Below are 21,585 nucleotides of genomic sequence, written 5' to 3'. Positions count from 1 at the left end.
TCGGTTGAAACTATGAAAAAAGTCACTTTACAGGAAATTGCAAATTCCCTGGGCATCTCCCGGACCACCGTCTGGAAGGTGTTCAGCGGACACGAAGGTGTCTCCGATTCCCTGCGCACCAAGGTCATCGCCAAAGCCCAGGAGCTTGGCTATGCCATCCCGGAAGATTTTCAATATCCTTCCAGCGCGGAGGAGACCACGCCGGTCAACATTGCAGTTGCCGTCTGCAGACCGGAAACCTCACTTTTCTGGATGACCATCATCCACCAGATTGCAAAAGTATTTTCAACACACAATGTCAATCTCGTTTACACGTATCTTCCGACTTCGGCGGATAAAACGTATTTTCTCCCGCCCACACTTACAAACGGAAGCGTCCACGGCATCATTGTTCTGAACGTGTACAACGAACGTCTTCTGCGTCTGCTCGCAGAGACACAGATTCCCAAAGTGTTCCTGGACACTTCCTCCCTCGTATCCCCGTATGAACTGAACGGCGACCTTCTCCTGATGGAGAGCCGGAACAGCGTCCGCAATATCACCGCCCATCTTCTCGAGAAAGGACGCACCCTTCCGGGCTTCATGGGTGATATCGGCTACGCACAGTCCAACCGCGAACGCTATGAGGGCTTCTGCCAGGCACTGATGGATGCCGGAAAAACACCGAATCCTTCTCTTTGCCTGACCACACCGCTTGGGATTGACTCCTACCGCGAGGAAATCGATTCTTTCCTTTCCTCCCTTTCCCGCATGCCGGACGCTTTTGTCTGCGCCAGCGACTACGTTGCCTGTATTCTGATGCAGCTTCTTGAAAAGCGGGGACTGCGCGTGCCGGAGGACGTTGCCGTATCCGGCTTTGACAACAATATCGAGGATCTTCTGGCAGAAAATCTGACTACCGTTCAGGTCTTCAATGAGGAGCTCGGCTCCCGCCTGGCGCTTCAGATTCTTTACCGGATCAAATATCCGCACACGCCGCATGAAGTGACGTATCTGGAATCCAAAGTTCTGTACCGCGCTTCCACCGGCGACTGATGCAACCGTTTTTCTAATTTTGCTTTTTGAAAAGACACCGTCTTCCGTTTATTTCGGATCCGGTGTCTTTTTTGTGTTTTCTTTTTTCCGGGAACGCATTGGTTCTGCGCTCCCGGAAGCATTTTCTGTTCTGATTTCTTATTTTGTCGTGCGAATGCGGATGGTACGGATCTCGTACGGTTTGATCGTAAGTGAAATCTCGTTTTCTTTCACATCAATGGCACTCTCTGCCGGCTGCTCCAGCAGATTGGTTTCCTCTGCGGAAAGAATCGCATCTGCGCAGTACAGTGTCACTTTCGTTCTCGCATTCTCCACCTCATACAGACGCACAATGATGCCATCGCCGTCCTCTGCCTTTTTCACGGTCTCAAGCACAACGTTGCGCTTGTCCACGGACAGGAATTCCATACGGTCTTTTTCTGCCGCACTGGAAACAGCTTTTGCCGGCACGTTCAGGTTCAGTGCTTCCTGTACCGTACCTGCCTCGCGCCATGTTCCTGCGTGCGGATACAGAGAGTAGGTAAAGAAATGTTCTTCCTGGTCTGCGGTCAGATTCGGCTCGGTTCCGGATTTGATCAGGGTCTGTGTTATCACACGGTCCTTCATGGAATAGCCGTACTTGCAGTCGTTCATCAGGCTGACGCCGTAGCCTCCCTCGGAGAGATCGGCCCATTTGTGGCCGCATACCTCGAATCTTGCCTGATCCCAGCTTGTGTTGGTGTGCAGTTTTCTTGTCACATTACCGAACTGGATATCGTACGTTGCCTCGTCGCTGTGAACGTCTGCCGGGAAGTGAACTTTGAGCACATGCTCGGCAAATTTCCAGTCAACGTAGGTTTCGAAGTCGATTCTGCGGTCTTTTGCGTAGAAGTGGATCTGCTGGCGGATGACGGTATCCATCACTTCGCGCTCGATCTCCAGGGTTGCACGGACCGGACCGTTTTCTGTCCACTCCATGCGGCGCACGCCCTCTACCTTCCAGGATTTCTCGGTATGGAAGATGTCCAGATTCCATGCGCTGTACTGCAGCGGTTTATCCTCATAGATCCGCAGTTCATTTCCTGTTTTTCCGATCTGAAGTACTTCACGGTCATTTTCTTTGTCAAACAGGGAAGTAAATTCGCCGTTTGCATCGATTGCAATGGTGTAAAACGGTGTCTCAAGGGTATATCCCTCTCCTGCTTCTGCTATGGCAAACGGTGTTTTCACAACGGATCCGCTTACCGGGCGCAGTACCTGATATCCCTTGGACGGCAGATTTTCTGCGTAAATAACCGCTCCGTCTTTCGTCTGCTGTACCGGATACACGTTCGTTCCATCGGTCAGTGCCTCAGCGCTGTTTGTGCCCAGCTCTACGATATCGTTTCTTCTATGGCCCAGCGTATTCCATACGGTCACACTCTCGTCCTTCTTCGCACAGAGTGCATCCAGACGCTCACCGATCAGTTTTGCAGATGTTTCTGCAATTTCCGCATACTCTTTCTTCGTCTGCTCATATACCTCATGGATGGAGGAACCCGGCAGAATATCGTGGAACTGATTTGTCAGGATCATCTCCCACATGCGGTTCAGTTCTTCGGTCGGATATGCTTTTCCGGCCTTTTCTGCCAGAACGGACAGAAGCTCTAATTCCATCATCGCATACTCGCTCTTACGGTTTCCGCGTTTGTTGCGTGCCATCGAAGTATACGTTCCCCGGTGGAACTCGAAATACAGCTCGCCGATCCAGGTTGGGAGGCGTTTGCTGTCTTTTACTTTCTCATGCAGTTCGTCGAAATACGTTCTCGCAAATGCCTGGCGTACTTTCGGCACGCCCTTGATGCCTTTTTCCATTCGTTTGGATGTCTCAAGCATCGTTCTGGTCGGGCCGCCGCCGCCGTCCCCGTAGCCATAACTGATCAGAATATCGTTGTTGATATCCTTATTCTGATAGCGGTCCCAGCCGCCCATGATTGCATCCGGATGCAGCATGCCGTTGTATGTCGTAAAGAAGCTGGTCTCCGGCTGGCCGACGCCGAGCGTTGTGATCATATGCGTGAAAACTTTGCTTCCGTCGATTCCTTCCCAGTTCATGGTATCGTACGGCACTTTGTTAAACTCGTTCCATGCCAGCTTTGTCGTCATGAAGTAATCAATTCCGCATTTTTTCAGAATCTGCGGCATGGCAGCGCTGTATCCGAACACGTCCGGCAGCCACAGAATTTTGTTGTCTACACCGAACTCCTCTTTGAAGAAGCGTTTTCCGAACAGGAACTGACGCACAAGGGACTCTCCTGATGTCAGGTTGCAGTCTGCCTCAACCCACATGCCGCCTTCCGGCTCCCAGCGTCCTTCTTTGACTCTCTGGCGGATTTTCTCGTATACTTCCGGGTGTCTTTCCTTTACAAAGCTGTAGAGCTTCGGCTGGCTTGACATGAAATGATAGTTCGGATACTCATCCATCAGTTTTAATACCGTTGCAAAGCTTCGGCAGGATTTCTGGCGAACCTGGTCAATCGTCCACAGCCATGCCACATCAATGTGGGTGTGGCCGATGCACGTTGCCACAACTTCGTCCCAGCCGCCCATTTTTTCATAGATCTCTTCCTGGATGCATTTTTCTGCCTCTTCGATGGAAGCGTAGAACTCTTTACTGTACGGCTTGCGCAGGTCCAGCAGATTGATCGTGTTGGTCAGTGCGGTTTCGAGATCCAGACGCGTTTTATTATCCTCGTCCATACGGTTCAGGCCCTGCATCGGAACGATGAGGTCGTAATAGATCTCCTCGATTTTCGCATCATGCTCCTCAAGGTCTGCCAGCAGACGGAACTCGCTGTGCAGCGTTCCGGTGTAGGACTGCAGGTCAAGCTGGATTTTTTCACCGGCCTTTGCATTTTCTCTTACAAGTACTTCGCGGTGGTTGATATCCATACCCTGGATCACTTCGCCGTTTGCAAACAGCAGGAACTGCGGGTTTCTTCCGTCATCCCATTCGTCCAGTCCTGCATGGACTCTCATCCAGAGATTTTTTCCATCGAAGCTCTCCGGAATGGTGATGGTGGTGCGGAACCAGTAATGTTTGTCCGGTCCGTACCAGCGGTCATTGACCGTATCAAACGATGTCCACGGCTCTTTTGATGCATCGGCCTCTGCCGGTGTGATATAGCATCCATTTTTCACCTGCATATCGGTGATTTTAATTTTCTGTGAAATCGAAAGTCTTGCCAGTTCCTGGCAGATTACGTTCACACGCTCTTTTACAAATTTCATAGTGCCTCCTTATGCTGTCCATGGGGTCATTTTTAAAAAGAAAGTCCGCCGGACCTGCAGGCTTCTTTCACCCGTAAGCCCGGCGGACTTGTCGCTTTTTAAGTTATCTTATAAATCAAAGGCTATTCTCTTTCACATAGTTCAGCAGCTCATCTACGGTTGTGAATGCCATACCGGTTACAGTATCTGCGCATCCGTAGTAGATAGTGATTCTTCCGGTTGCTGCATCGCTTAAGGTTGCGCACGGGAATACTACGTTCGGAACATCACCCATGCACTCGTACTGGGTGATCGGAGCCATAATATAGTCTTTCGTTCTGTATTTTACTTTCCACGGCTCGTCGATATCAAGCAGTGCGCATCCCATACGATATACGTATCCGTTGCAGGTTGTGATAACGCCGTGGTAGATCAGCAGCCATCCCTCATCTGTTTCGATCGGAACCGGGCCGGCACCGATCTTGGTGCACTGCCATGCAGACTCATCGCCGCGGACCGGGCTCATCATGTGACGGTGTCTTCCCCAGAATTCCATATCTTTACTCTGGCTGACAAAGATATCGCCGAACGGTGTATGGCCGTTGTCGCTTGGACGGCTCATCATCATGTAGTAGCCGTTGATCTTTCTCGGGAACAGCACGCCGTTACGGTTGAATGGAAGGAATGCGTTCTCAAGCTGAACGAATTTCTTGAAGTCATAGGTGTAAGCAACACCGATGGTCGGGCCGTGATAGCCGTTGCACCAGGTTACATAGTATTTGTCGTCGATTTTGCAGACACGCGGGTCATAACGGTACTCTCTTGTCAGAATCTCCTCGTCAGCGCCCTCAAATTTGATCGGTTCATCCTCGATCTCCCAGTGGATACCGTCTTTACTTCTTCCAACGAAGATGTCCATGCTGATGGAACGGCTGTCGCAGCGGAATACACCTACGTATCCGTCCTCGAACGGTACGACTGCGCTGTTGAAGATACTGTTGGAACGTTTCTGCTCGTAACGGCCGATGATCGGGTTCTGATCATAGCGCCATACCGGCATGTGCTCTCCTGCTGGTTTTTCCTGCCAAGGCATATCCGGCAGATTGTTTCCGATGATTTTACTCATGATTGTTTCCCTCTGTGAAAATTATTTTTTTCTTTCTCTCTTGTCACGCCATACGGACATTTTTGATCTTTCGATCCGATACTTCTATCTTCGTCCATTTCTGCGCAAAAGTCAAGTGTTTTTGTTCACTTTTATGTAAATTTTCGTTTTCTTTGTTACTTTTTATCGTTCATTTATTTTCTATTTGTGTTCATCTTTGTTCACAAATGGATTTTTTCTATTTTTCGTACGGTTTTCTTCCCCGCAGAATGTCGGCATACCAGAATACAATCTCTGAAATGTGGTGCAGATCGCCTTCTTTGCTGATGCTTCTCCAGGACGCTTTATACTTCATAAACCAGGTTTCCAGCCGTCCCGCAAGTGCCGCGCAGGCTGTCTCATCCTTTTCTTTTCCAAGCTCAATGTCACACATTCTCGCGCCCGTCTCATTCCAGATGTCAATCGCTTCCATCGTGAGTTCCAGCACCGGAACCATTGGACGGCAGGATTCTTCCAGAGCACCGGCTGTCTTTTTCAGTTCTTTTTTCAGAGCCGCAATTGTTTCCTTTGCAGCTGCACGCTTCGCCTCATCCTGGATTCTCGCGTCAAACAGCGCATTCCGGTTGTTCGGATGACCGAGCACTTTTTCCTCGTAAACGACGTTGGCATCCCACCAGTCAAAGATGGAGCATTCTGCCGTTTTTGCCATATAGGAAACGAATTTTCCGCTCCGGTCGCCGTAGGCCAGACGGGAAATCTGTTCATTCAGCTCCTCAAAGCTGTCGGTATCGTCTCCCCAGGAGAAGACGGCTCCATAGATCATGCCAGGAAGGGAAAAGTCCGGCTGATTGATGTGGCCGCAGTCACCCCAGTCTGTGTTCAGAACACCTTCCGCATGGTATTTTCTCGCATAGCCGCACATCCGTGCGATATTTTTGTAGCTGTTCTCCACCAGGTTCATCCACTGGTTCCAGCCGCCGACCCCAGGACAGAGATACTGTCTTGCACCAGCTTCCGCCATCACTTTTGCCTCATGCTCTCTCTGCTCGGCTGCATAGCCCCAGGTCAGGCAGACGGTTTCCTCTGGCAGCTCTTTGATCAGCTCCGGCTGTGCGCAGATGATATCGCCCCAGAACATCGGCTTTTTGCCTTTTGCCACGAGAAACTCGCAGAGCTCTTTTACATAGTCGATATACAGGCGGTGAACGCCTTTCTCGTCTGCCAGCGGTTTCGATTTTCCTTTTCCAAGGTCGAACGTTTCGTCCGCGCAGATGTTGAATTTATCCGTGGCAAAAAGCGCCATGTACTCCTCGATCATGGCCTTGATCAGCTCGATCGCTCTGCCGCCGGAGACATCCACCGTGTGATGCTGCATCCGGTCCCAGAAGGAAAACGGCTCTTTCCAGCTGTCTGGGAATTCACAGAGGTCGCCATAGCTCTTTGTGGAGAGCAGCATGTACAGATGGCCGAACGTTGCGATCGACGGCACCAATTCGATATGAAGCTTTGCGCAGTACGCATCCAGCTCGCGGATTTCCTCTGCCGTAAGCGGCGTCTCATCGCGCCACATCTCGGAAAGTCCGGAGAACAGATACGTGTGCTCCACATAGAGCTGCAGCTGGTTCAGCTTGTAGTACGCCATGCGGTCTGCCACCTGTTTTAAATAGGAAAGTGTCAGCACACGGCCTCTCGTCTCATCGAGATAATAGCCGCGCACCGGCAGATCCGGCTCATCCTCGATCCGCACGGCAGGAAGCAGTGCACCGTATTCGTGCATCATCTGGCACAGCGTCTGCACACCGTAGAGCACGCCGGCTCCGTCTCCGCCCTGGATGCGGATTTCCTCCTCTGTCACCTGCAGCACATACTGCTGGCTTTTCCTTGTCTCATCCAGTTCCAGTACAATCGCGCCGGTCTCTTTTCTTCCCGGAACGCCGTATCCGATATCGTACTGCATTCCGGTTTCCTTTTTGATTCCCTTCTGCAGCACTTTCGCATACGTATCCCCATTTCCCAGCAGTCTGCCATCCAGTACAATTCTGCCGTCATAGCAGAGTGCATGTTCCCCCGTCAGGAGTTTTACCTCTTTTGGTTTTGGTAAAAATTTCATTTTCCTTCTCCTCTTGTTTTTTGTTTTCTTTGTAACCATAGAACTTTCACTGAACGTTAAGTAACATTTTGAAACCACTTTTCTCTTCTCCCCCATCCTACCATATTTTTTCCACATATTCCACAATAATTTGTAATTTTCTTCAATTTTTTTCAAAATTTCTTCCTGTTCTGCTCTTTTATATGTAAAGTAACTTTTGTTTCCCATTTTCATTCCGGAACAAAATCTGTTTTTTCGGATGAATGCGATCATCGGCTTTACCGCTCTGGCTGCCGCCCACGTCAATCAGCCGGACCAGGTGCAGGAATACCTGAACAAGATTTCCACCTCCGGCCAGCACCTTTTTCCGCCTGAACCAGATTCTGCTGAATCTGCTGAGCAATGCCACGAAATTCACACAGAACGGCAGCACCATCATTGTCCGTATTATTCAGAAACCGTACTATAAAAAAGGGTATGCGCTCTACGAATTCCACGTCCGCGACAACGGCATCGGCATGAGCCGGGAATTCCAGGAGCACCTCTTTGAATCGCTTACACGCGAGGAGACTTCTACGGTCAGCGGCATTCAGGGTACGGGACTTGGCATGGCGATCAACGTCAGCCATATGGTACAGGAAATCGCGATGGAGCTCCTTTCGAACGCCGGATTTTCCGTCAGCCTTGCAGACGACGGCGATGTTGCCGTTGAGACGCTCCGCACCGCAGCGCCGGATCAGTTCGATCTGGTGCTGATGGATATTCAGATGCCGAAACTCGACGGATACTCTGCAACGCGCCAGATCCGCACGCTGGACAGCGCCATTGCCAAAGTGCTTGGCTGATTCCCCTTTCTTATCTGCCGGAACCGTGAATTTTCTCTTACTCGAAAAAGAGGAGAAAAAGTTCACGGCTCCGGCAGATTTTTTCTTGCATTCTTTCGGGGAAGTGTGCTAGAGTGAAGGTATCATATTTTATAAGAGGTGCTTATTTTGGATATTAATTACGAGTTATATAAGGTTTTCTATTACGTTGCCACCACACTCAGTTTTTCCGAGGCCTCCAAGCTGCTTTTTATCTCGCAGTCGGCGGTCAGCCAGTCGATCAAGGTACTGGAGAAAAAGCTTGGAATCACGCTCTTTATCCGCAGTACAAAGCGCGTGCAGTTAACGCCGGAGGGAGAAACGCTGCTGCGCCACGTAGAGCCTGCGATCAACCTGATTGCGCGCGGTGAAGCACAGATTATGGAAGCGGGAACGCTTGGCGGCGGCCAGCTCCGCATCGGCGCGAGCGACACAATCTGCCGCTATTTCCTTGTTCCGTACCTGAACCGTTTCCACCGCTCCTTTCCGAATGTCCACATCAAGGTGACAAACCAGACTTCGACCCAGTGCGTCGATCTGCTGGAATCCGGCCAGGTGGATTTCATCGTGACCAATTATCCAAACTCGCATCTTTCCAGCCGTCTTCAAACGATTCCGATTCATTCGTTCCACGATATCTTCATCGCAAACGGCGAATATTACCCGGAACTGGAAAACAGGCCGGTTCACTTAAAAGAGCTGCTGCAGTACCCGATTCTGATGCTCGACCGCAAGAGTACGACGAGTGAGTTCCTGCACAGCCAGTTTCAGCGGTTCCAGCTCGACCTCGTGCCGGAAATTGAGCTTGGCAGCAACGATCTTCTGATCGACCTGGCGAGTATCGGCCTTGGCATCGCGTTTGTGCCGGACTACTGCCTTGTAAAAGAGACGGCGGCCTTCCAGCTCGACCTCGTGGAGGAGCTTCCGCCGCGCCAGCTTGTCGTTGCCCACAGCTCCCATCTGCCGATCCCGCAGGCGGCAAAAGAGTTCATGAGCATGCTGGAAAAAGGCGCCGAATAACTTTTTCCGATCTATACGTCAAAAGAGGCAGGATCCTCAAGAAATTTTTCTGGATCCCTGCCTCTTTTTCTGTTTTTATGATCCGTTCTGGATTTACTGCTCGCTGCCGTCTTTCTGCACCGGTTCGGATGCTTCCGCTTTTTCCGGGCTTTCTGCATCCGCTGCTGCCTTTCCGGCTTCTGCTTTCAGATACTCTTTGAGCTCTTCCGGGCTGGAGATCTGAATGTTGCGGTTTACTTTTGCATCGTATGTATCGGCTCTCATGATTTCGGAGAGATCGACACCGGTCGCCTCTTTCATCGACTCAAACAGCTTTGCCATCACCACCGGCACATTGCCCGCTACGGAGCCGATGCCGTTGTCTTCGCTTCCGCCGCCGATGATCGTAATCTTGTCGATCTGGCTGAGCGGCTCTGCGATCTTTCCGGCGATCTCCGGCAGAACCTTGATCATCATCTCTGCCATTGCGGCTTTGTTGTAGCGCTGGTAAGCCTCAGCTTTCTTCTCCATACCTTCGGCCTCTGCAAGTGCCTGGGCACGGATGGATGCGGCTTCCGCCTCACCTTTTGCCTTGATACCGAGTGCTTCCTGCTCCATCGCATAGCGCTGGGCTTCTGCCTGGGCTTTCTTTGCCTCCGCCTCGCGGATTTTTTCGAACTGGTCTGCCTCTGCGTCTTTCTGACGGCGGTACAAATCTGCCTCTGCCTGCTGCTGTTTTGCGTAACGCTCGGCCTCGGCTTTCTTCTTGACTTCTGCCTCGAGGGATTTCTCGGTTACTTCTACTTCTCTGGCACGGAGCTCAACCTCGCGCTCCTGACGGGCGATGTTCGCATTCGCGGAAGTGATTTCCAGCTCTTTTCTCTGCTGCTCTTCCTGAATCTTGTACGCTGCATCTGCCTCTGCCTTTTTGATATCGGACTCTTTTTTCAGCTCTGCCGACTTGATTGCCAGATCATTGTTTTTCTTTGCGATCTCAGTCTCGGCAAGAACGCGCTCATCGTTCGCCTCTTTATTTGCACGCGCCTGGGCAATTTTGATTTCTTTCTCGGAATTGGCACGGGCGATCGCCGCGGATTTCTTGATTTTTACGATATTGTCGATACCGAGGTTTTCAATGACCTGATTGGAATCGACGAAATTCTGTACGTTGAAGCTGATGATGTCAAGTCCCATCGCAGCCAGGTCCGGTTCTGCATTTTCTTTGACCAGCTCCGCAAACTTCTGACGGTCGGAAACCATCTCTTCCAGACGCATCTTTCCAACGATCTCACGCATGTTTCCTTCAAGGACTTCTCTTGCAACCTTGGCAATATATTCGCTGTCGCGGTTCAGGAAGTTCTGGGATGCTTTCTGAAGCTTCTGCGGTTCGTCCCCGACTTTGATGTTGACGGCTGCATCCACCTGAATATTGATGTAGTCAGCGGTCGGCACGGCGTCGCTCGTCTTCACATCAATCGCTACCAGCTTCAGACTCAGCTTGTCCAGCCGCTCAAAGAATGGGAGCTTGATGCCGGCTTTACCGATCAGGATCCGCTGGCCTTTTTGGAAACCGGAAATAATAAATGCGGTATCCGGCGGCGCCTTCACATAACCGCTCGCCAGAATGGCAAGAATGATCACCACAACGGCGATCACGGCAATCATGGTTGCATGTTCGAATACAAATTCCATCTTGTTTCCTCCCTTTTTTCTGCGGATGCTTTTCGCTCCGCGTTCTGCTTTTGTGTCTGTGTTATTTTCACTATAGCATTTTTTGCGGGATAGATACAACTGCATTATTATTACGATTTTGTAAGATTTCTGTTCGGGCAAAAACAATCCGCTGGAGCAGATTCTGATATGCCTTGCAACAAAAAAACGAAGGAGCTTCTTTTTACAGAAACTTCTTCGCCTTTCCTTTTTTTCACTGATCCTGCTCTTATGCTCTTTCGACAATCTTCTCCAGCGCTTTTGTGATCGCTGCTTTCAGCTCCGTCTGATCTGCCGGTGTCTTGACGGCCAGCTGACGGATCAGTGCTGTTACGTGATCGTCTCCAACCTCACCAAGGCTCGTAACGGCCGCGATTTTTACGTCTACATCGTCTACTTCCAGAAGAGAAGTCAGAATATTAACAGAACCATCATTTCTCGAAGCTGCACAGGCTTTTGCAAGCGCTACCTGCGTTGTCTTGTCCGAATCCAGATACTGTTTTCTTAATTTGTCCCATTTTCCTTTTTCCACCATTTTTTTCAGCTTGTCTTCCGATGCCTCTTTTGAACCAAACATTGTAAATCCTTCTTTCTTTTTGCTCTTATTTTTGGTGGATGCAGCAACTGCCGCGGCGAATCAAAAAGGTTCGTAGTGTTTTTGCTGTCGTCCCTGTCATGTCCGCCACATTGCAACCATGCTCTCGTCCATAACAGAAATTATACTCCTTTTCTTCTGGTTTTTGAACAGAAATACTATAAAGTTTTTATAAAAATTGTTACTTTTTCACATTTTTTTCTTGTTGTTCTGCTTTTTATTTCAGATATCCCGTATATTCCGCCGTATGCAGCAGTTTATTGGCGTTTTCCACGCGCTCTTTGGTCGGCGGATTGATGCCTTCGAGTTTGTATGGGATTCCTAAGGTTTCCCATTTGAATACGCCGAGGGTGTGGTATGGGAGAACCTCTACGCGCTGTACGTTGTGCAGGCTGTGTAAAAACTCATCGAGGCGAATCAGGTATTCATCGTAGTCGCTGCGTTCCGGGACGAGGACGTGGCGGATCCAGACTGGTTTGCCGATCTCGTCAAGGTAGCGCGCCAGGTCGAGGATGTTCTCGTTGGTGCAGCCGGTCAGCTCTCTGTGCGCCTTGTCGTCAATCAGCTTGATATCGAGCATCAACAGGTCGGTGTATTTCATCAGCTCATTAAATTTGCTGAAATACGGCTCCTCTCTTGTGAACGGATTTCCACTGGTATCCAGCGTTGTGTGAACGCCGTTCTTTTTTGCCTTGCGGAACAGCTCGATCAGGAAGTCGATCTGCAGCAGCGGTTCTCCGCCGCTTACAGTAATGCCGCCCTTTTCGCCCCAGTAATTTTTGTAGCGGAGCGCCTTTTTCAGCACCTCATCTGCGGTCTGCCAGTCGGCATCTTTCATCGTCCAGGTATCCGGGTTGTGGCAGAACTGGCAGCGCATGTTGCAGCCCTTCACGAAAATCACGTAGCGTACGCCAGGTCCGTCGACGGATCCGAAGCTCTCGATCGAATGGACCGCGCCCTTTACCGGGCCATTGTTATTCTGATTCATTTCACTCATATTTTTTCCTCTTCTTTCCAACTTACTATCTTTCTATTTTTCTGTATTTTCCGGTCAAATTTCAGGGTTCTGCTTGATTATACGGAAATCCGCGGTTCTTTTCAAGTCATTTCCATGTACAAAATCGAACACATGGCAGGATAAAAATTTGGTTCGCTATATTGCATTATGATATAGTCTGTGTTATGATCTACTCAACAAGGAGGTGTTCATATGAATCCACAACTCAAAAAGGGCGTCCTCGAGCTCTGTGTCCTCTCCCAGCTGACAAAAGAGGACAAATACGGCTATGAGCTGACAGACGCCATTTCCCGCGAAATGTCCATCGCCGCAGGAACGCTCTATATGATTTTAAAACGACTCAAGGAAGCCGGTTACGTGGAAACGTATCTGCAGGAATCCGCATCCGGCCCTGCCCGGAAATATTACCATCTGACTGAAGCAGGAACAGCTTATCAGCAGGAGAAAAAACAGGAATGGCTGGATTTCACCCAGCAGATCAACCGACTGATTTCAGATGAAACGATCTGACGATAGAAAGGAAAATCATGATGAATACAACGTATGAAACTTATATGAATGCATTGAAACAGGGCCTTGCATCCTTTGATTCTGCCGCCGCAGAGGAAATTTTAAACGATTTCGAATCCCATTTCGCCGACGCCCGCAGCCAGGGTCTCTCCGATGAGGAAATCTGTGCGGAACTCGGCAATGTCGACGATGTCCTCGAATTTTTCCGTCAGGAATATGCCACAACGGAGCAGCCTGTTGCAAACGTGCTGCCACAGGAGAAAACCCACTCCAATTCTGAAGAAACACATCCGAACTACCCGTACGCCCCTTCCACCGCCATCACCGCTATGGAAATCTCCCTGCGGAACGCTTCTGCCGACTTTGCTCCGGGCACTTCCGCTTCGGTTGAGTTTGACTTTTCCGGCGACTTCGATCCGGACCGCTTCGAAGCAGGCATTGAGGGCAATACGTTCTGTCTGCGAGAGAAAAAGCTCATCCCTTCCGTATTCTGGAAACATCTTTTCTGCAATAATCACCAGAAAGAGGTGTTCTCCTTCCAGGTGCCGTCCACCGTACAGAAGCTGACGCTCCGCTCTTTGAACGGCGCGACCGGGCTTGATACCCTCTCCCTTACTACGCTCGAAATTTCCGCCACAAACGGCAAAATCACCGGCGATTCCCTTTCCGCATCCAGCTGCCGCATACAGGCTGCGAACGGAAAGATCGTCCTGACCCGTCTGCGCACAGACAGCCTCGATGTTTCCGCCACAAACGGCAGACTTGAAATCACCGGCGACTGCTCCCGCGCAGCTTTAAACGGTGTCAACGGCAAAGTCCTCTTCGAGGGAACCTGTTCCGAGTCCCTGACAGCAAAATCCGTCAACGGTTCCGTGAAACTCCATCTCCCGCACGACCTTGCCGATGCGTCCATTCATGCATCCACGACAACCGGAAAAATCCGCCTCGTCTCCAATGGAAGAACGGAATCCTACACAAAAACATTCACCCGCTCCGGTATTTCTGCCTTCACCATTCAGGCAAGTACCGTCAACGGAAATGTCCTGCTCTCTGACTTGCCGGCAGAAAACTGACAAAAAAGAATGGACTGGATAAAATGTTTTTCTTTAGTCGACTGATATGTAAGAAGAACACTGACTACAAAATCAGTGTCCTTCTTTCTTCCTTTACATATATTTCATAATAGTCGGCAATAATACATTCATATCTATTGGTTTTGCAACATGATCATTCATGCCACTTGCCAAAGCCATCTTCTTATCTTCTTCAAACGCATTTGCTGTCATTGCAACAATTGGAATCTGCGATTTGTTACCGTCTTTCAGTTCTCGAATTCTCCTGGATGCTTCATATCCGTTCATAATCGGCATCTGAATATCCATCAGAATCAGACTGTAGTAATTTTGCTTTGCTTTGTTAAACATATCAATACATGCAACGCCGTTCTCCGCTCTTTCTATCATGATTCCCTCTTCCGTCAAAAGTTCCGTTGCAATTTCTGCGTTCAAGTCATTATCTTCTACCAGAAGAACCCTTTTTCCTTCCAGTTTTTTGATATTCAACTGACCGTCTGCATGTTTCGGATTCCTTTCTTCCGCATTTGCTATTTTTAATGGAAGCGTGATTGTAAAAGTAGAACCTGCTCCCGGTTTGCTCTGAACTGTGATCTTGCCATTCATTAAATCCACCAGTTTCTTCACGATTCCCATGCCAAGTCCGCTACCTTCTATTCCGCTGTCTGACGAAGATCGTTCCTGTGAAAATGATTCAAAAATATGTTTTTGGAATTCTTCTGACATTCCGATTCCGTTGTCTGCTATGATAAGCTCTAATACACTCCAACCTTCTTTTTCGCCGGGATATTGGTTCAATGTACAGCTTATGTTACCGCCTTCACCCGTGTATTTCACAGCATTACTCAAAATGTTAATCGTAATTTCAGATGATCTTGCATCATCCATATGCAGGTATGGATATCGAATGTTCTTATTGACTTTCAGTGTTTGATGTTTTTCTTCTATCGGTTTTCTAAACATATCAATACATAAATCAAAGTTTTTAGAAACATCTGTTATTGTTTCATCCAGCGTTGCTTGGTTGTTTTCGATTCGTGCTAATTCAAGAATGTTATCAATCAAATGCAGCATTTTCTTTCCGCACAATAATATTTTTTCAAAGTAATCCTCTAATATAGTTGGCTCCTTTAAATGTTTCTCTCCCAATTCTGCATATCCAATGATTGCATTCATAGGGGTACGAATATCATGAGACATATTAAATAGAAATGTTGATTTTGCTTTATTAGCTGAATCGGCCAGTCTTGCAGCTTCCTGCAACAGTTTTTGCTGTTTCTGCTCATTTTCTTTTTGCTTCTTATATACAGAATATCCACAGGTACATAATATTACCAAAATACACGCTGTAATGCATCCCAGTACAATACTTAACTTATTCGTCTTCTCAACCATTCCATACGCTTTCTGCATATCCATTTCTATGCAGAAAGCACCTATCACTTCATTAGATTCATCTTCCGCTGTCACAGGATAACAGGCTGTAAAAATAGGTCCCCATGTTGTATCAACAATATCCTGAGAATATACTGTTTTTCCAGAAAGTGCTTTTTCTATATAAGGAACCATCTCCTTTTCAATCGGATCTCCTGGATGTCTGACGTCACCAGCCGATGGATCCAGTCCGTCTACAACGTAAATCAATCTACCGTCTTCATTTCTGGTTGCTGTGTAAATATATCTCGTAGAATTCAGCGTTCTGATTTCATTCATATATGTCGACATATTCTTGAATAGTTCTGTATTCTCATCAGCTTTACTTTTTATTTCATTAAAATCTTTTCGTCCCAGTCTGTCATTTACCAGCTTATGAACCGCATCTGCACTGGAAATATCTCGTTCAATTTCTGTTTTCAGAGCAGTTTTGGTATATGCTTGTTGTAAAATAAAAGTATATGCGACAACAGCCAAAATCACCATTGCCAGAAGGAATACCAACCGTCCCTCAAAAATTTTCCAATGATTTACCGGATTTTGATCTTTTCTTTTTTGTTTTATATAGTTATTTTTCATCATCGTATTTCACATGCCTTTTATCTAATTTTAATTTAATACAAAAACGTCTCAACTCTTCACGTATTTTACAAACATGGGTTACATTTCCAGACTCATCCCTTTTTTTTACAGTAAAAAGCATTCTGTGCCAACTGCCATCACACATACGGTATTCTGTGGAAATGCATTCTTCCGCCTTCAATCTTGATGAAAGTGTAGAGATATCCAGAAATGGACGGATCAGCGAGCGGTATTCAGATGCAGCCATTGTATCACAAAACTGATACAGTTTCTGTTCTGTCATAACCAAATCCTCTCTCTATGTTTCCTGTCTGCTTATCCCATGCACCTAGAAGGCTCCTGATTGCTGCGGTTGCCTCATAATCATTCATGACAGGCATTTTGCTTTCTCAACTCTTCGCTTATGGTCTGCTTAATTTTTTTATCATCCAACGGCTTTGCAAGATGTGCGTTCATTCCTGCTTCCATACACCTTTCGGCATCTTCCCTGAATGCGTTTGCAGTCATAGCAATGATAGGGATAGTTTTTGCATCTTGCCGCTCCAGAGCTCTTATTGTTCTTGTAGCTGTAAGACCATCCATCACCGGCATCATAACATCCATCAAAATAACATCATACGTTCCCGGTGCGGAAGCTTCAAAGTGCTGAACAGCTTCTAACCCATTGTTCACTGTTTCTACTTTAGCACCATTTTCCGTCAGCATGAATTCTGCTATTTCCGCATTCAGCTCATTATCTTCAACCAGCAATATCCTGATATCTGATATATCTGCATCAAAATCTTCTTTTTCTTCTGACCGTGCATTCGTATCAATTTTAAATGGAAGTATTACGGTAAAACAGCTTCCTTCACCAAGCTTGCTTTCAACGGTTATGGTTCCGCCCATCTTTTCTACAAGTTGTTTCACAATAGGCATTCCCAGACCTGTCCCATTATAATCAGAACGTGGGGAATTATCTGCCTGTACAAATGGAGTAAACAATTCATTTTTTATAAATTCTTCTGACATTCCAATTCCATTATCTCTTATTTTAAATTCACATGTCATGTGATCTTCTGATCTTTCAATCGTTCTCATACTCATGTAAATAGAACCATTCACCTTATTGTACTTCATACTGTTTGTAAACAGATTCATCAATACTTTTTTCAGATGAACTGCATTGCTCCAAACATATATACCACTGTAATCATCATGTTCTCCTATAACATGAAGTCCTTTTTCTTCTGCCTGAAAGTATAGCGACTCCGTGATTTCTTTACATACCTGATCCAGATTGATGGATTCATCACCAAAAACCACGGTATCCGATTCTAACTTTGCCATATCCAAAACATCATTTACCAATGATAATAGCAGTTTCGAAGACTCATTTATTTTATTCAGGCAATCTTTTGCCCGCTCACCATCATTTCCGCTTTTTTCAAGAATTGTAAGCATGCCCATAATGCCATTGATCGGTGTCCTGATGTCATGAGACATGTTATTTAAAAAGGAAGTCTTAGCCTTATTGGCACTCTGTGCTTCTACAAGTGCATTTTGTAATTCCTGCCGTTTTTCTTCCAGTTCCTGATTCAGTTTTAATGCCTGTTCAGCAGATTTCTTGAATCTTTCCTCCGCACGTTTTGACTTCTTCCAAGAACGAAGAATGATACACAGAACAACGAAAAAAGAAATTCCAACGATAAGTGAAACTGTCAGTAAATTATCCTGAATAAAATCCCTCACTGTAACTTTTCGTGAGGAAGCATTATACGAAACTACTGCACCCGAAAATTGAGCTGTAGGCATAGATGTCAGTGTTTTATTCAGAATGGACAAAAGAACCGGTTCTCCCTGCCGAACAGCAAATGGAACATCGGCTTCTTTTGTCAGGAAAACACTATGAAGCTTATTATTTTTCAAATAGTCAGAAACAGTACCTGAACTGCTTACAATGCAATCTGCCTCCCCTTTCTGCATCGCTTTTACTGCTGCATCTGATGTCCCATATTCTATAATCTCCCATTTTGGATAATTGTATGAAAGATATGCCTTCAATGAAAAATTATCTTTTTCAACGGCAACTGTATTCTCTTTATTTTCATCAAAAGAATCCTTTGCCGTAATTGCTGCCATATTGAGAGTCAATAGCGTATCCGACAAAGCAACTCCTTTTGTTTCTGCAAAGTATGGATTCTGGTTTGTATGAAAAATCAGGTCTATTTTTCCATCCTGCAATGCCTGAAGCAGTTCACTTCTTGTATCATACCCCTTTAATTCAAATTCCAGAGTCTGACCTTGCAGACAATTTTCTGCAAGATCCACATAATCTGTGATAACACCTGTCAATTTGCCTGTTGATGGATCTACACTACTGATACCTCCATCCTGATTCAGATACCCTATCCTGATTGCTCCATGCTGCCCGATCCACTCCCTTTCTTCTTTTGAAAGAAACGAGCTGCTCTGTGCAGAAAGATAACGCCTGTAGAGATCATCAGTGTAAAATGGATTGTCATCCTTGATTCTGCGCATAGCACTATCCAGTGCTTCTTTGATATCCGGACGTTCTGGATTTATAGCGAAATAGATTTCTGTCTCTCCAATACTTGTAATCGGTGAAATATCCGATTCTTCCCAACGGGATTCTTCTACCGAAACAAAGCAGTCAATTTCGTGTTTCGACAGTTTGTCCATAACTTCTGCGGTATTAGAAACATTGACATGCTGCGTATGCAGACCATACTTTAACTCCCATTCGTTAAGCACATCCTCCGTTATATTATCTTTAAGCACACCAATATTTTTTCCCTCAAAAGAATCCAAATTTCCTGCTGTAAGATCCATATTGGATGCATCCGTATAGATGTAATATTTCTCTTCCCCCATAGGCATATCGGAAAAAAGCATATTTTCAGCACGTTCGTCTGTATAGGAAATGCCACCAAGAATATCAATTTCTCCATTTTCCAACTGTGTAAAGCAGTTTTTCCAATCACTTGTTATGTATTTATATGTCCATCCTGCATAACCTGCAATATCTTGAAGATACTCATAACCATAGCCGCTTCTTTCTCCCTTTTCATTGACTACATTATAAGTTTCCTCAAAAGATCCTACCCGGATAACATGATCAGAATTTTCTTGGGCAGATGTGGAAACAGGAAAAACAACCAAACATATCATTATGCAAAATATAAAATAACAAAATTTGAAATTTCTTATATTCTGTACTAATTTGCACTTCTTCATCTTTCTCCCACCCTCCAGGCTACAGTCGCTTGCTTGCTTGCAGATTCTAATTTTACATTCATTAATGTTCAATACCTCCACAACATTTTTATAAATATCTTTGCGACAGCTTCTGCTGTACTTTTACTATAATTATACTCTACAGCCAACTTGTGTCAATTTACTAACAGAGTAATTACATTCTTTTACTCCTTAATCTTGCTATTACTCTCCCCACAAATAGAGCCAAACTAGAGCCATTCGATAAAACAAATGCCGAAAACCCGCATAAATACAGGCTTTCGGCATTTTAGTCCGTTACTCGAACTCCTTTGCGGACTGCGTTTCATGACACGCAAAGGCTGTTATTAGAAGTTTGTGTTTCGAACATGCGTTCTGATTTTGTGTTTTTCGCACCGCTTATGAAGAAATAAACTCCAAAATAACTCCATTTTACTCTTTATTATTTTGTTGTTCTTCTCTTGCGTACAGGAGATCCAATGCCTGACATACAACACCACTCATGCTCTGATAGTGTCTTTCTGCATACTCAACAAGTCTCTGTTTTTGTTCTGGAGTCACCCGTACTCGTATGTTTTCTTCTTTGCCATCTTTTGGTGTTTTTCTAGCCAAACATATCACTTCCTTTCCACAAGTACAGTTTACTACTGATTACTACAAAATGTCAATCTATTTTTGTTATATATATATTCTCTTGGACTAATCTTGAGCTATCTTGGACTAATTTACTTCTCACTCCTGTAGATCTTTATCTACAATCTCCCAGTAACCATTCTTTGGAGATCCATGTCTTATAAGAATACCATACTCTTTTAACTTCTTAATATTGTTCTCAATATTTCGACTGGCAACCCCAATTTTTTCAGCTAACTTAACTGCTGATAATTGATGATCTTCTGAAAGTAACTTTTTGACACTCCCCACAGCTAAAGCAGGGGGATTCCTGTTTCTTCCACCATTGCATTGGCAAATACCTTACGGTACTGCAATGTCTTACACGGTGTCCACAGGCTATATTTATACTGTTCCCGCATGCCCTGCGGTACAGTTTTCTTATCTTTATGCCGACTGCAGCTGCAGTCCTTTTTTCAAGATATTGATGCCTGCATTCGTATCCCGGTCATGAACTGCATGACAGCCGGGGCACTCCCAGATACGAATGCGCAGATTTTTCACCAGCGGATTCCGATAGCCACAGGCACTGCAGGTCTGGCTGCTCGGATACATCGTTGGTACTTTGCGGATTTCATTTCCATACCACACAGCTTTATATTCCAGCATTTCGAAAAACTTTGCCCACGAAACACTGGCTATCGACTTTGCCAGTTTATGGTTCCGGATCATTCCCTTTACATGCAGGTCTTCGATGCAGATGGTTTGGTTTTCACACACCAGCATCGTTGACTGTTTCTGCAGGAAATCATTTCTTTGATTCGTTACTTTTTCATGTACTTTGGCAACTCGAATTCGCTGCTTATCCCGGTTATGGGATCCTTTCTCTCTTCGGGAAAGTCTGCGCTGTTCCCTTACAAGTTTTCGCATCGAGCGTTCCAGATATTTGGGATTCGCTACTGTATTTCCGTTGCTGTCAGAATAGAACGTTTTGATTCCAACATCAATCCCAATCGTTCCACCCTGATTAGGTCGCGGTTCCGGTTCAAATTCAACGTTCAAAACCGCAAAATATTTTCCGGATGGCGTATGCTCAATGGTTACGTGATGAATGTTTCCCACTTCCATTGACTGACGCACTTTCACATATCCGAGCTTCGGAAGTTTGATATATCTTCCCACGATACGAATGTTGTCTTTTTGATTTACCGTTCTGTACGACTGAAAATGGTTATGTTTGCTTTTGAAAGTTGGATGGGACGCCCTTTTTTGAAAAAAGTTTACAAATCCCCGGTCAAGATCCCGCAATGACTGCTGTAATGCGATGGAATCGACTTCTTTCAGAAAAGCAAACTCTTCCTGCTTTTTCAGTTCCGTCAGCATGGCAGAAGTCTGGCCATAGCCGATTTTTTTCCCTTTTTCATAGCCTTCCTTACGCATGGCAAGTCCCCGGTTATAGATGAACCTGCAGCATCCCAGCGTCTGGTGGATGAAG

18 protein-coding genes are annotated in these 21,585 nt (G+C 46.3%); 6 read left to right on the top strand and 12 right to left on the bottom strand.

Translation table 11 applies throughout. The annotated features are described in order from the left end of the window. Positions 1-12: 12 nt before the first annotated feature. Complete coding sequence (locus DWX32_RS14545) at positions 13-1,035, top strand: LacI family DNA-binding transcriptional regulator (RefSeq protein ID WP_117814257.1); 1,023 nt, start codon at positions 13-15, stop codon at positions 1,033-1,035. A 138-nt stretch (positions 1,036-1,173) separates the two neighbouring features. Here the strand turns inward: DWX32_RS14545 and DWX32_RS14540 are convergent, their stop codons facing one another. The 3 genes from DWX32_RS14540 to DWX32_RS14530 all read right to left on the bottom strand — a co-directional run bounded on the left by DWX32_RS14540 (position 1,174) and on the right by DWX32_RS14530 (position 7,478). Then, a complete protein-coding gene (locus DWX32_RS14540; protein ID WP_118660423.1) occupies positions 1,174-4,284 on the bottom strand; it encodes an alpha-mannosidase in 3,111 nt (1,036 codons plus the stop codon). Between the two features lie 115 nt (positions 4,285-4,399). Next, positions 4,400-5,389 (bottom strand): glycoside hydrolase family 130 protein, encoded by a 990-nt coding sequence (locus DWX32_RS14535; protein ID WP_055221374.1) that lies wholly within the window; start codon positions 5,387-5,389, stop codon positions 4,400-4,402. A 217-nt stretch (positions 5,390-5,606) separates the two neighbouring features. After that, positions 5,607-7,478, bottom strand: a complete 1,872-nt coding sequence (locus DWX32_RS14530; protein WP_117762250.1) for a beta-N-acetylhexosaminidase — start codon at positions 7,476-7,478, stop codon at positions 5,607-5,609. 238 nt (positions 7,479-7,716) lie between these two features. Here DWX32_RS14530 and DWX32_RS20240 point away from each other — a divergent pair, with 238 nt between their 5' ends. From DWX32_RS20240 to DWX32_RS14520, 3 genes are all read left to right on the top strand, one after another. Beyond that, positions 7,717-7,926, top strand: coding sequence for a hypothetical protein (locus DWX32_RS20240; RefSeq protein WP_226906391.1), 210 nt, complete (start codon positions 7,717-7,719; stop codon positions 7,924-7,926). Then, entirely contained in the window at positions 7,829-8,302 is a 474-nt protein-coding gene (locus DWX32_RS14525; protein WP_330421835.1) for an ATP-binding response regulator, read from the top strand. The genes DWX32_RS20240 and DWX32_RS14525 overlap by 98 nt, the downstream gene beginning before the upstream one ends. Before the next feature lie 147 nt (positions 8,303-8,449). Next, entirely contained in the window at positions 8,450-9,340 is an 891-nt protein-coding gene (locus tag DWX32_RS14520) for a LysR family transcriptional regulator (RefSeq protein WP_117510270.1), read from the top strand. 93 nt (positions 9,341-9,433) lie between these two features. On the opposite strand, the gene DWX32_RS14515 is transcribed toward DWX32_RS14520, so the two are convergent. The 3 genes from DWX32_RS14515 to pflA all read right to left on the bottom strand — a co-directional run bounded on the left by DWX32_RS14515 (position 9,434) and on the right by pflA (position 12,621). Further along, complete coding sequence (locus DWX32_RS14515) at positions 9,434-11,011, bottom strand: flotillin family protein (RefSeq protein WP_226906392.1); 1,578 nt, start codon at positions 11,009-11,011, stop codon at positions 9,434-9,436. A gap of 247 nt (positions 11,012-11,258) precedes the next feature. Continuing rightward, positions 11,259-11,606 (bottom strand): HEAT repeat domain-containing protein, encoded by a 348-nt coding sequence (locus tag DWX32_RS14510; RefSeq protein ID WP_022463162.1) that lies wholly within the window; start codon positions 11,604-11,606, stop codon positions 11,259-11,261. 235 nt (positions 11,607-11,841) lie between these two features. Then, positions 11,842-12,621 carry a pyruvate formate-lyase-activating protein gene (gene pflA, locus DWX32_RS14505; protein WP_330421834.1) on the bottom strand — a complete coding sequence of 260 codons (780 nt, stop codon included), beginning with the start codon at positions 12,619-12,621 and terminating at the stop codon, positions 11,842-11,844. Positions 12,622-12,834: 213 nt separating this feature from the next. Between pflA and DWX32_RS14500 the strand changes: the two genes are divergently transcribed. Together DWX32_RS14500 and DWX32_RS14495 are read left to right on the top strand one after the other, a co-directional pair. Further along, entirely contained in the window at positions 12,835-13,152 is a 318-nt protein-coding gene (locus tag DWX32_RS14500; protein WP_022463160.1) for a PadR family transcriptional regulator, read from the top strand. A gap of 17 nt (positions 13,153-13,169) precedes the next feature. Then, positions 13,170-14,225, top strand: a complete 1,056-nt coding sequence (locus tag DWX32_RS14495) for a DUF4097 family beta strand repeat-containing protein (RefSeq protein ID WP_082424725.1) — start codon at positions 13,170-13,172, stop codon at positions 14,223-14,225. Between the two features lie 93 nt (positions 14,226-14,318). Here the strand turns inward: DWX32_RS14495 and DWX32_RS14490 are convergent, their stop codons facing one another. From DWX32_RS14490 to tnpB, 6 genes are all read right to left on the bottom strand, one after another. Continuing rightward, positions 14,319-16,241, bottom strand: coding sequence for a hybrid sensor histidine kinase/response regulator (locus tag DWX32_RS14490; RefSeq protein WP_055221365.1), 1,923 nt, complete (start codon positions 16,239-16,241; stop codon positions 14,319-14,321). Beyond that, the gene (locus tag DWX32_RS14485) at positions 16,228-16,524 is read right to left on the bottom strand and encodes a hypothetical protein (protein WP_117762245.1); all 297 of its coding nucleotides are present in this window, start codon (positions 16,522-16,524) and stop codon (positions 16,228-16,230) included. The genes DWX32_RS14490 and DWX32_RS14485 overlap by 14 nt, the downstream gene beginning before the upstream one ends. An 80-nt stretch (positions 16,525-16,604) precedes the next feature. After that, complete coding sequence (locus DWX32_RS14480; protein ID WP_117762244.1) at positions 16,605-19,478, bottom strand: response regulator; 2,874 nt, start codon at positions 19,476-19,478, stop codon at positions 16,605-16,607. 432 nt (positions 19,479-19,910) lie between these two features. Then, a complete protein-coding gene (locus DWX32_RS14475; RefSeq protein WP_028086473.1) occupies positions 19,911-20,090 on the bottom strand; it encodes a hypothetical protein in 180 nt (59 codons plus the stop codon). Between the two features lie 120 nt (positions 20,091-20,210). Then, complete coding sequence (locus tag DWX32_RS20760; RefSeq protein ID WP_238033612.1) at positions 20,211-20,402, bottom strand: HTH domain-containing protein; 192 nt, start codon at positions 20,400-20,402, stop codon at positions 20,211-20,213. A 135-nt stretch (positions 20,403-20,537) separates the two neighbouring features. Beyond that, on the bottom strand, positions 20,538-21,581 hold the full coding sequence (gene tnpB / locus DWX32_RS14465; RefSeq protein WP_243037602.1) for an IS200/IS605 family element RNA-guided endonuclease TnpB: 1,044 nt from the start codon (positions 21,579-21,581) through the stop codon (positions 20,538-20,540). Positions 21,582-21,585: the final 4 nt, after the last annotated feature.

The sequence above is a fragment of the Blautia sp. AF19-13LB genome, from assembly GCF_003479105.1.
GTDB lineage: Bacteria > Bacillota > Clostridia > Lachnospirales > Lachnospiraceae > Fusicatenibacter > Fusicatenibacter saccharivorans.
Note: the sequence above shows the minus strand (reverse complement) of the source record. Positions and strands in the feature narration are given on the sequence as shown.

Bases quoted from the DNA above. Each gene is read 5' to 3' on its own strand.
- DWX32_RS14545 (WP_117814257.1), top strand. From the start codon at position 13: ATGAAAAAAGTCACTTTACAGGAAATTGCAAATTCCCTGGGCATCTCC.
- DWX32_RS14540 (WP_118660423.1), bottom strand. From the start codon at position 4,284: ATGAAATTTGTAAAAGAGCGTGTGAACGTAATCTGCCAGGAACTGGCA.
- DWX32_RS14535 (WP_055221374.1), bottom strand. From the start codon at position 5,389: ATGAGTAAAATCATCGGAAACAATCTGCCGGATATGCCTTGGCAGGAA.
- DWX32_RS14530 (WP_117762250.1), bottom strand. From the start codon at position 7,478: ATGAAATTTTTACCAAAACCAAAAGAGGTAAAACTCCTGACGGGGGAA.
- DWX32_RS20240 (WP_226906391.1), top strand. From the start codon at position 7,717: ATGAATGCGATCATCGGCTTTACCGCTCTGGCTGCCGCCCACGTCAAT.
- DWX32_RS14515 (WP_226906392.1), bottom strand. From the start codon at position 11,011: ATGGAATTTGTATTCGAACATGCAACCATGATTGCCGTGATCGCCGTT.
- DWX32_RS14510 (WP_022463162.1), bottom strand. From the start codon at position 11,606: ATGTTTGGTTCAAAAGAGGCATCGGAAGACAAGCTGAAAAAAATGGTG.
- pflA (WP_330421834.1), bottom strand. From the start codon at position 12,621: ATGAGTGAAATGAATCAGAATAACAATGGCCCGGTAAAGGGCGCGGTC.
- DWX32_RS14500 (WP_022463160.1), top strand. From the start codon at position 12,835: ATGAATCCACAACTCAAAAAGGGCGTCCTCGAGCTCTGTGTCCTCTCC.
- DWX32_RS14495 (WP_082424725.1), top strand. From the start codon at position 13,170: ATGATGAATACAACGTATGAAACTTATATGAATGCATTGAAACAGGGC.
- DWX32_RS14490 (WP_055221365.1), bottom strand. From the start codon at position 16,241: ATGATGAAAAATAACTATATAAAACAAAAAAGAAAAGATCAAAATCCG.
- DWX32_RS14485 (WP_117762245.1), bottom strand. From the start codon at position 16,524: ATGACAGAACAGAAACTGTATCAGTTTTGTGATACAATGGCTGCATCT.
- DWX32_RS14480 (WP_117762244.1), bottom strand. From the start codon at position 19,478: ATGAAGAAGTGCAAATTAGTACAGAATATAAGAAATTTCAAATTTTGT.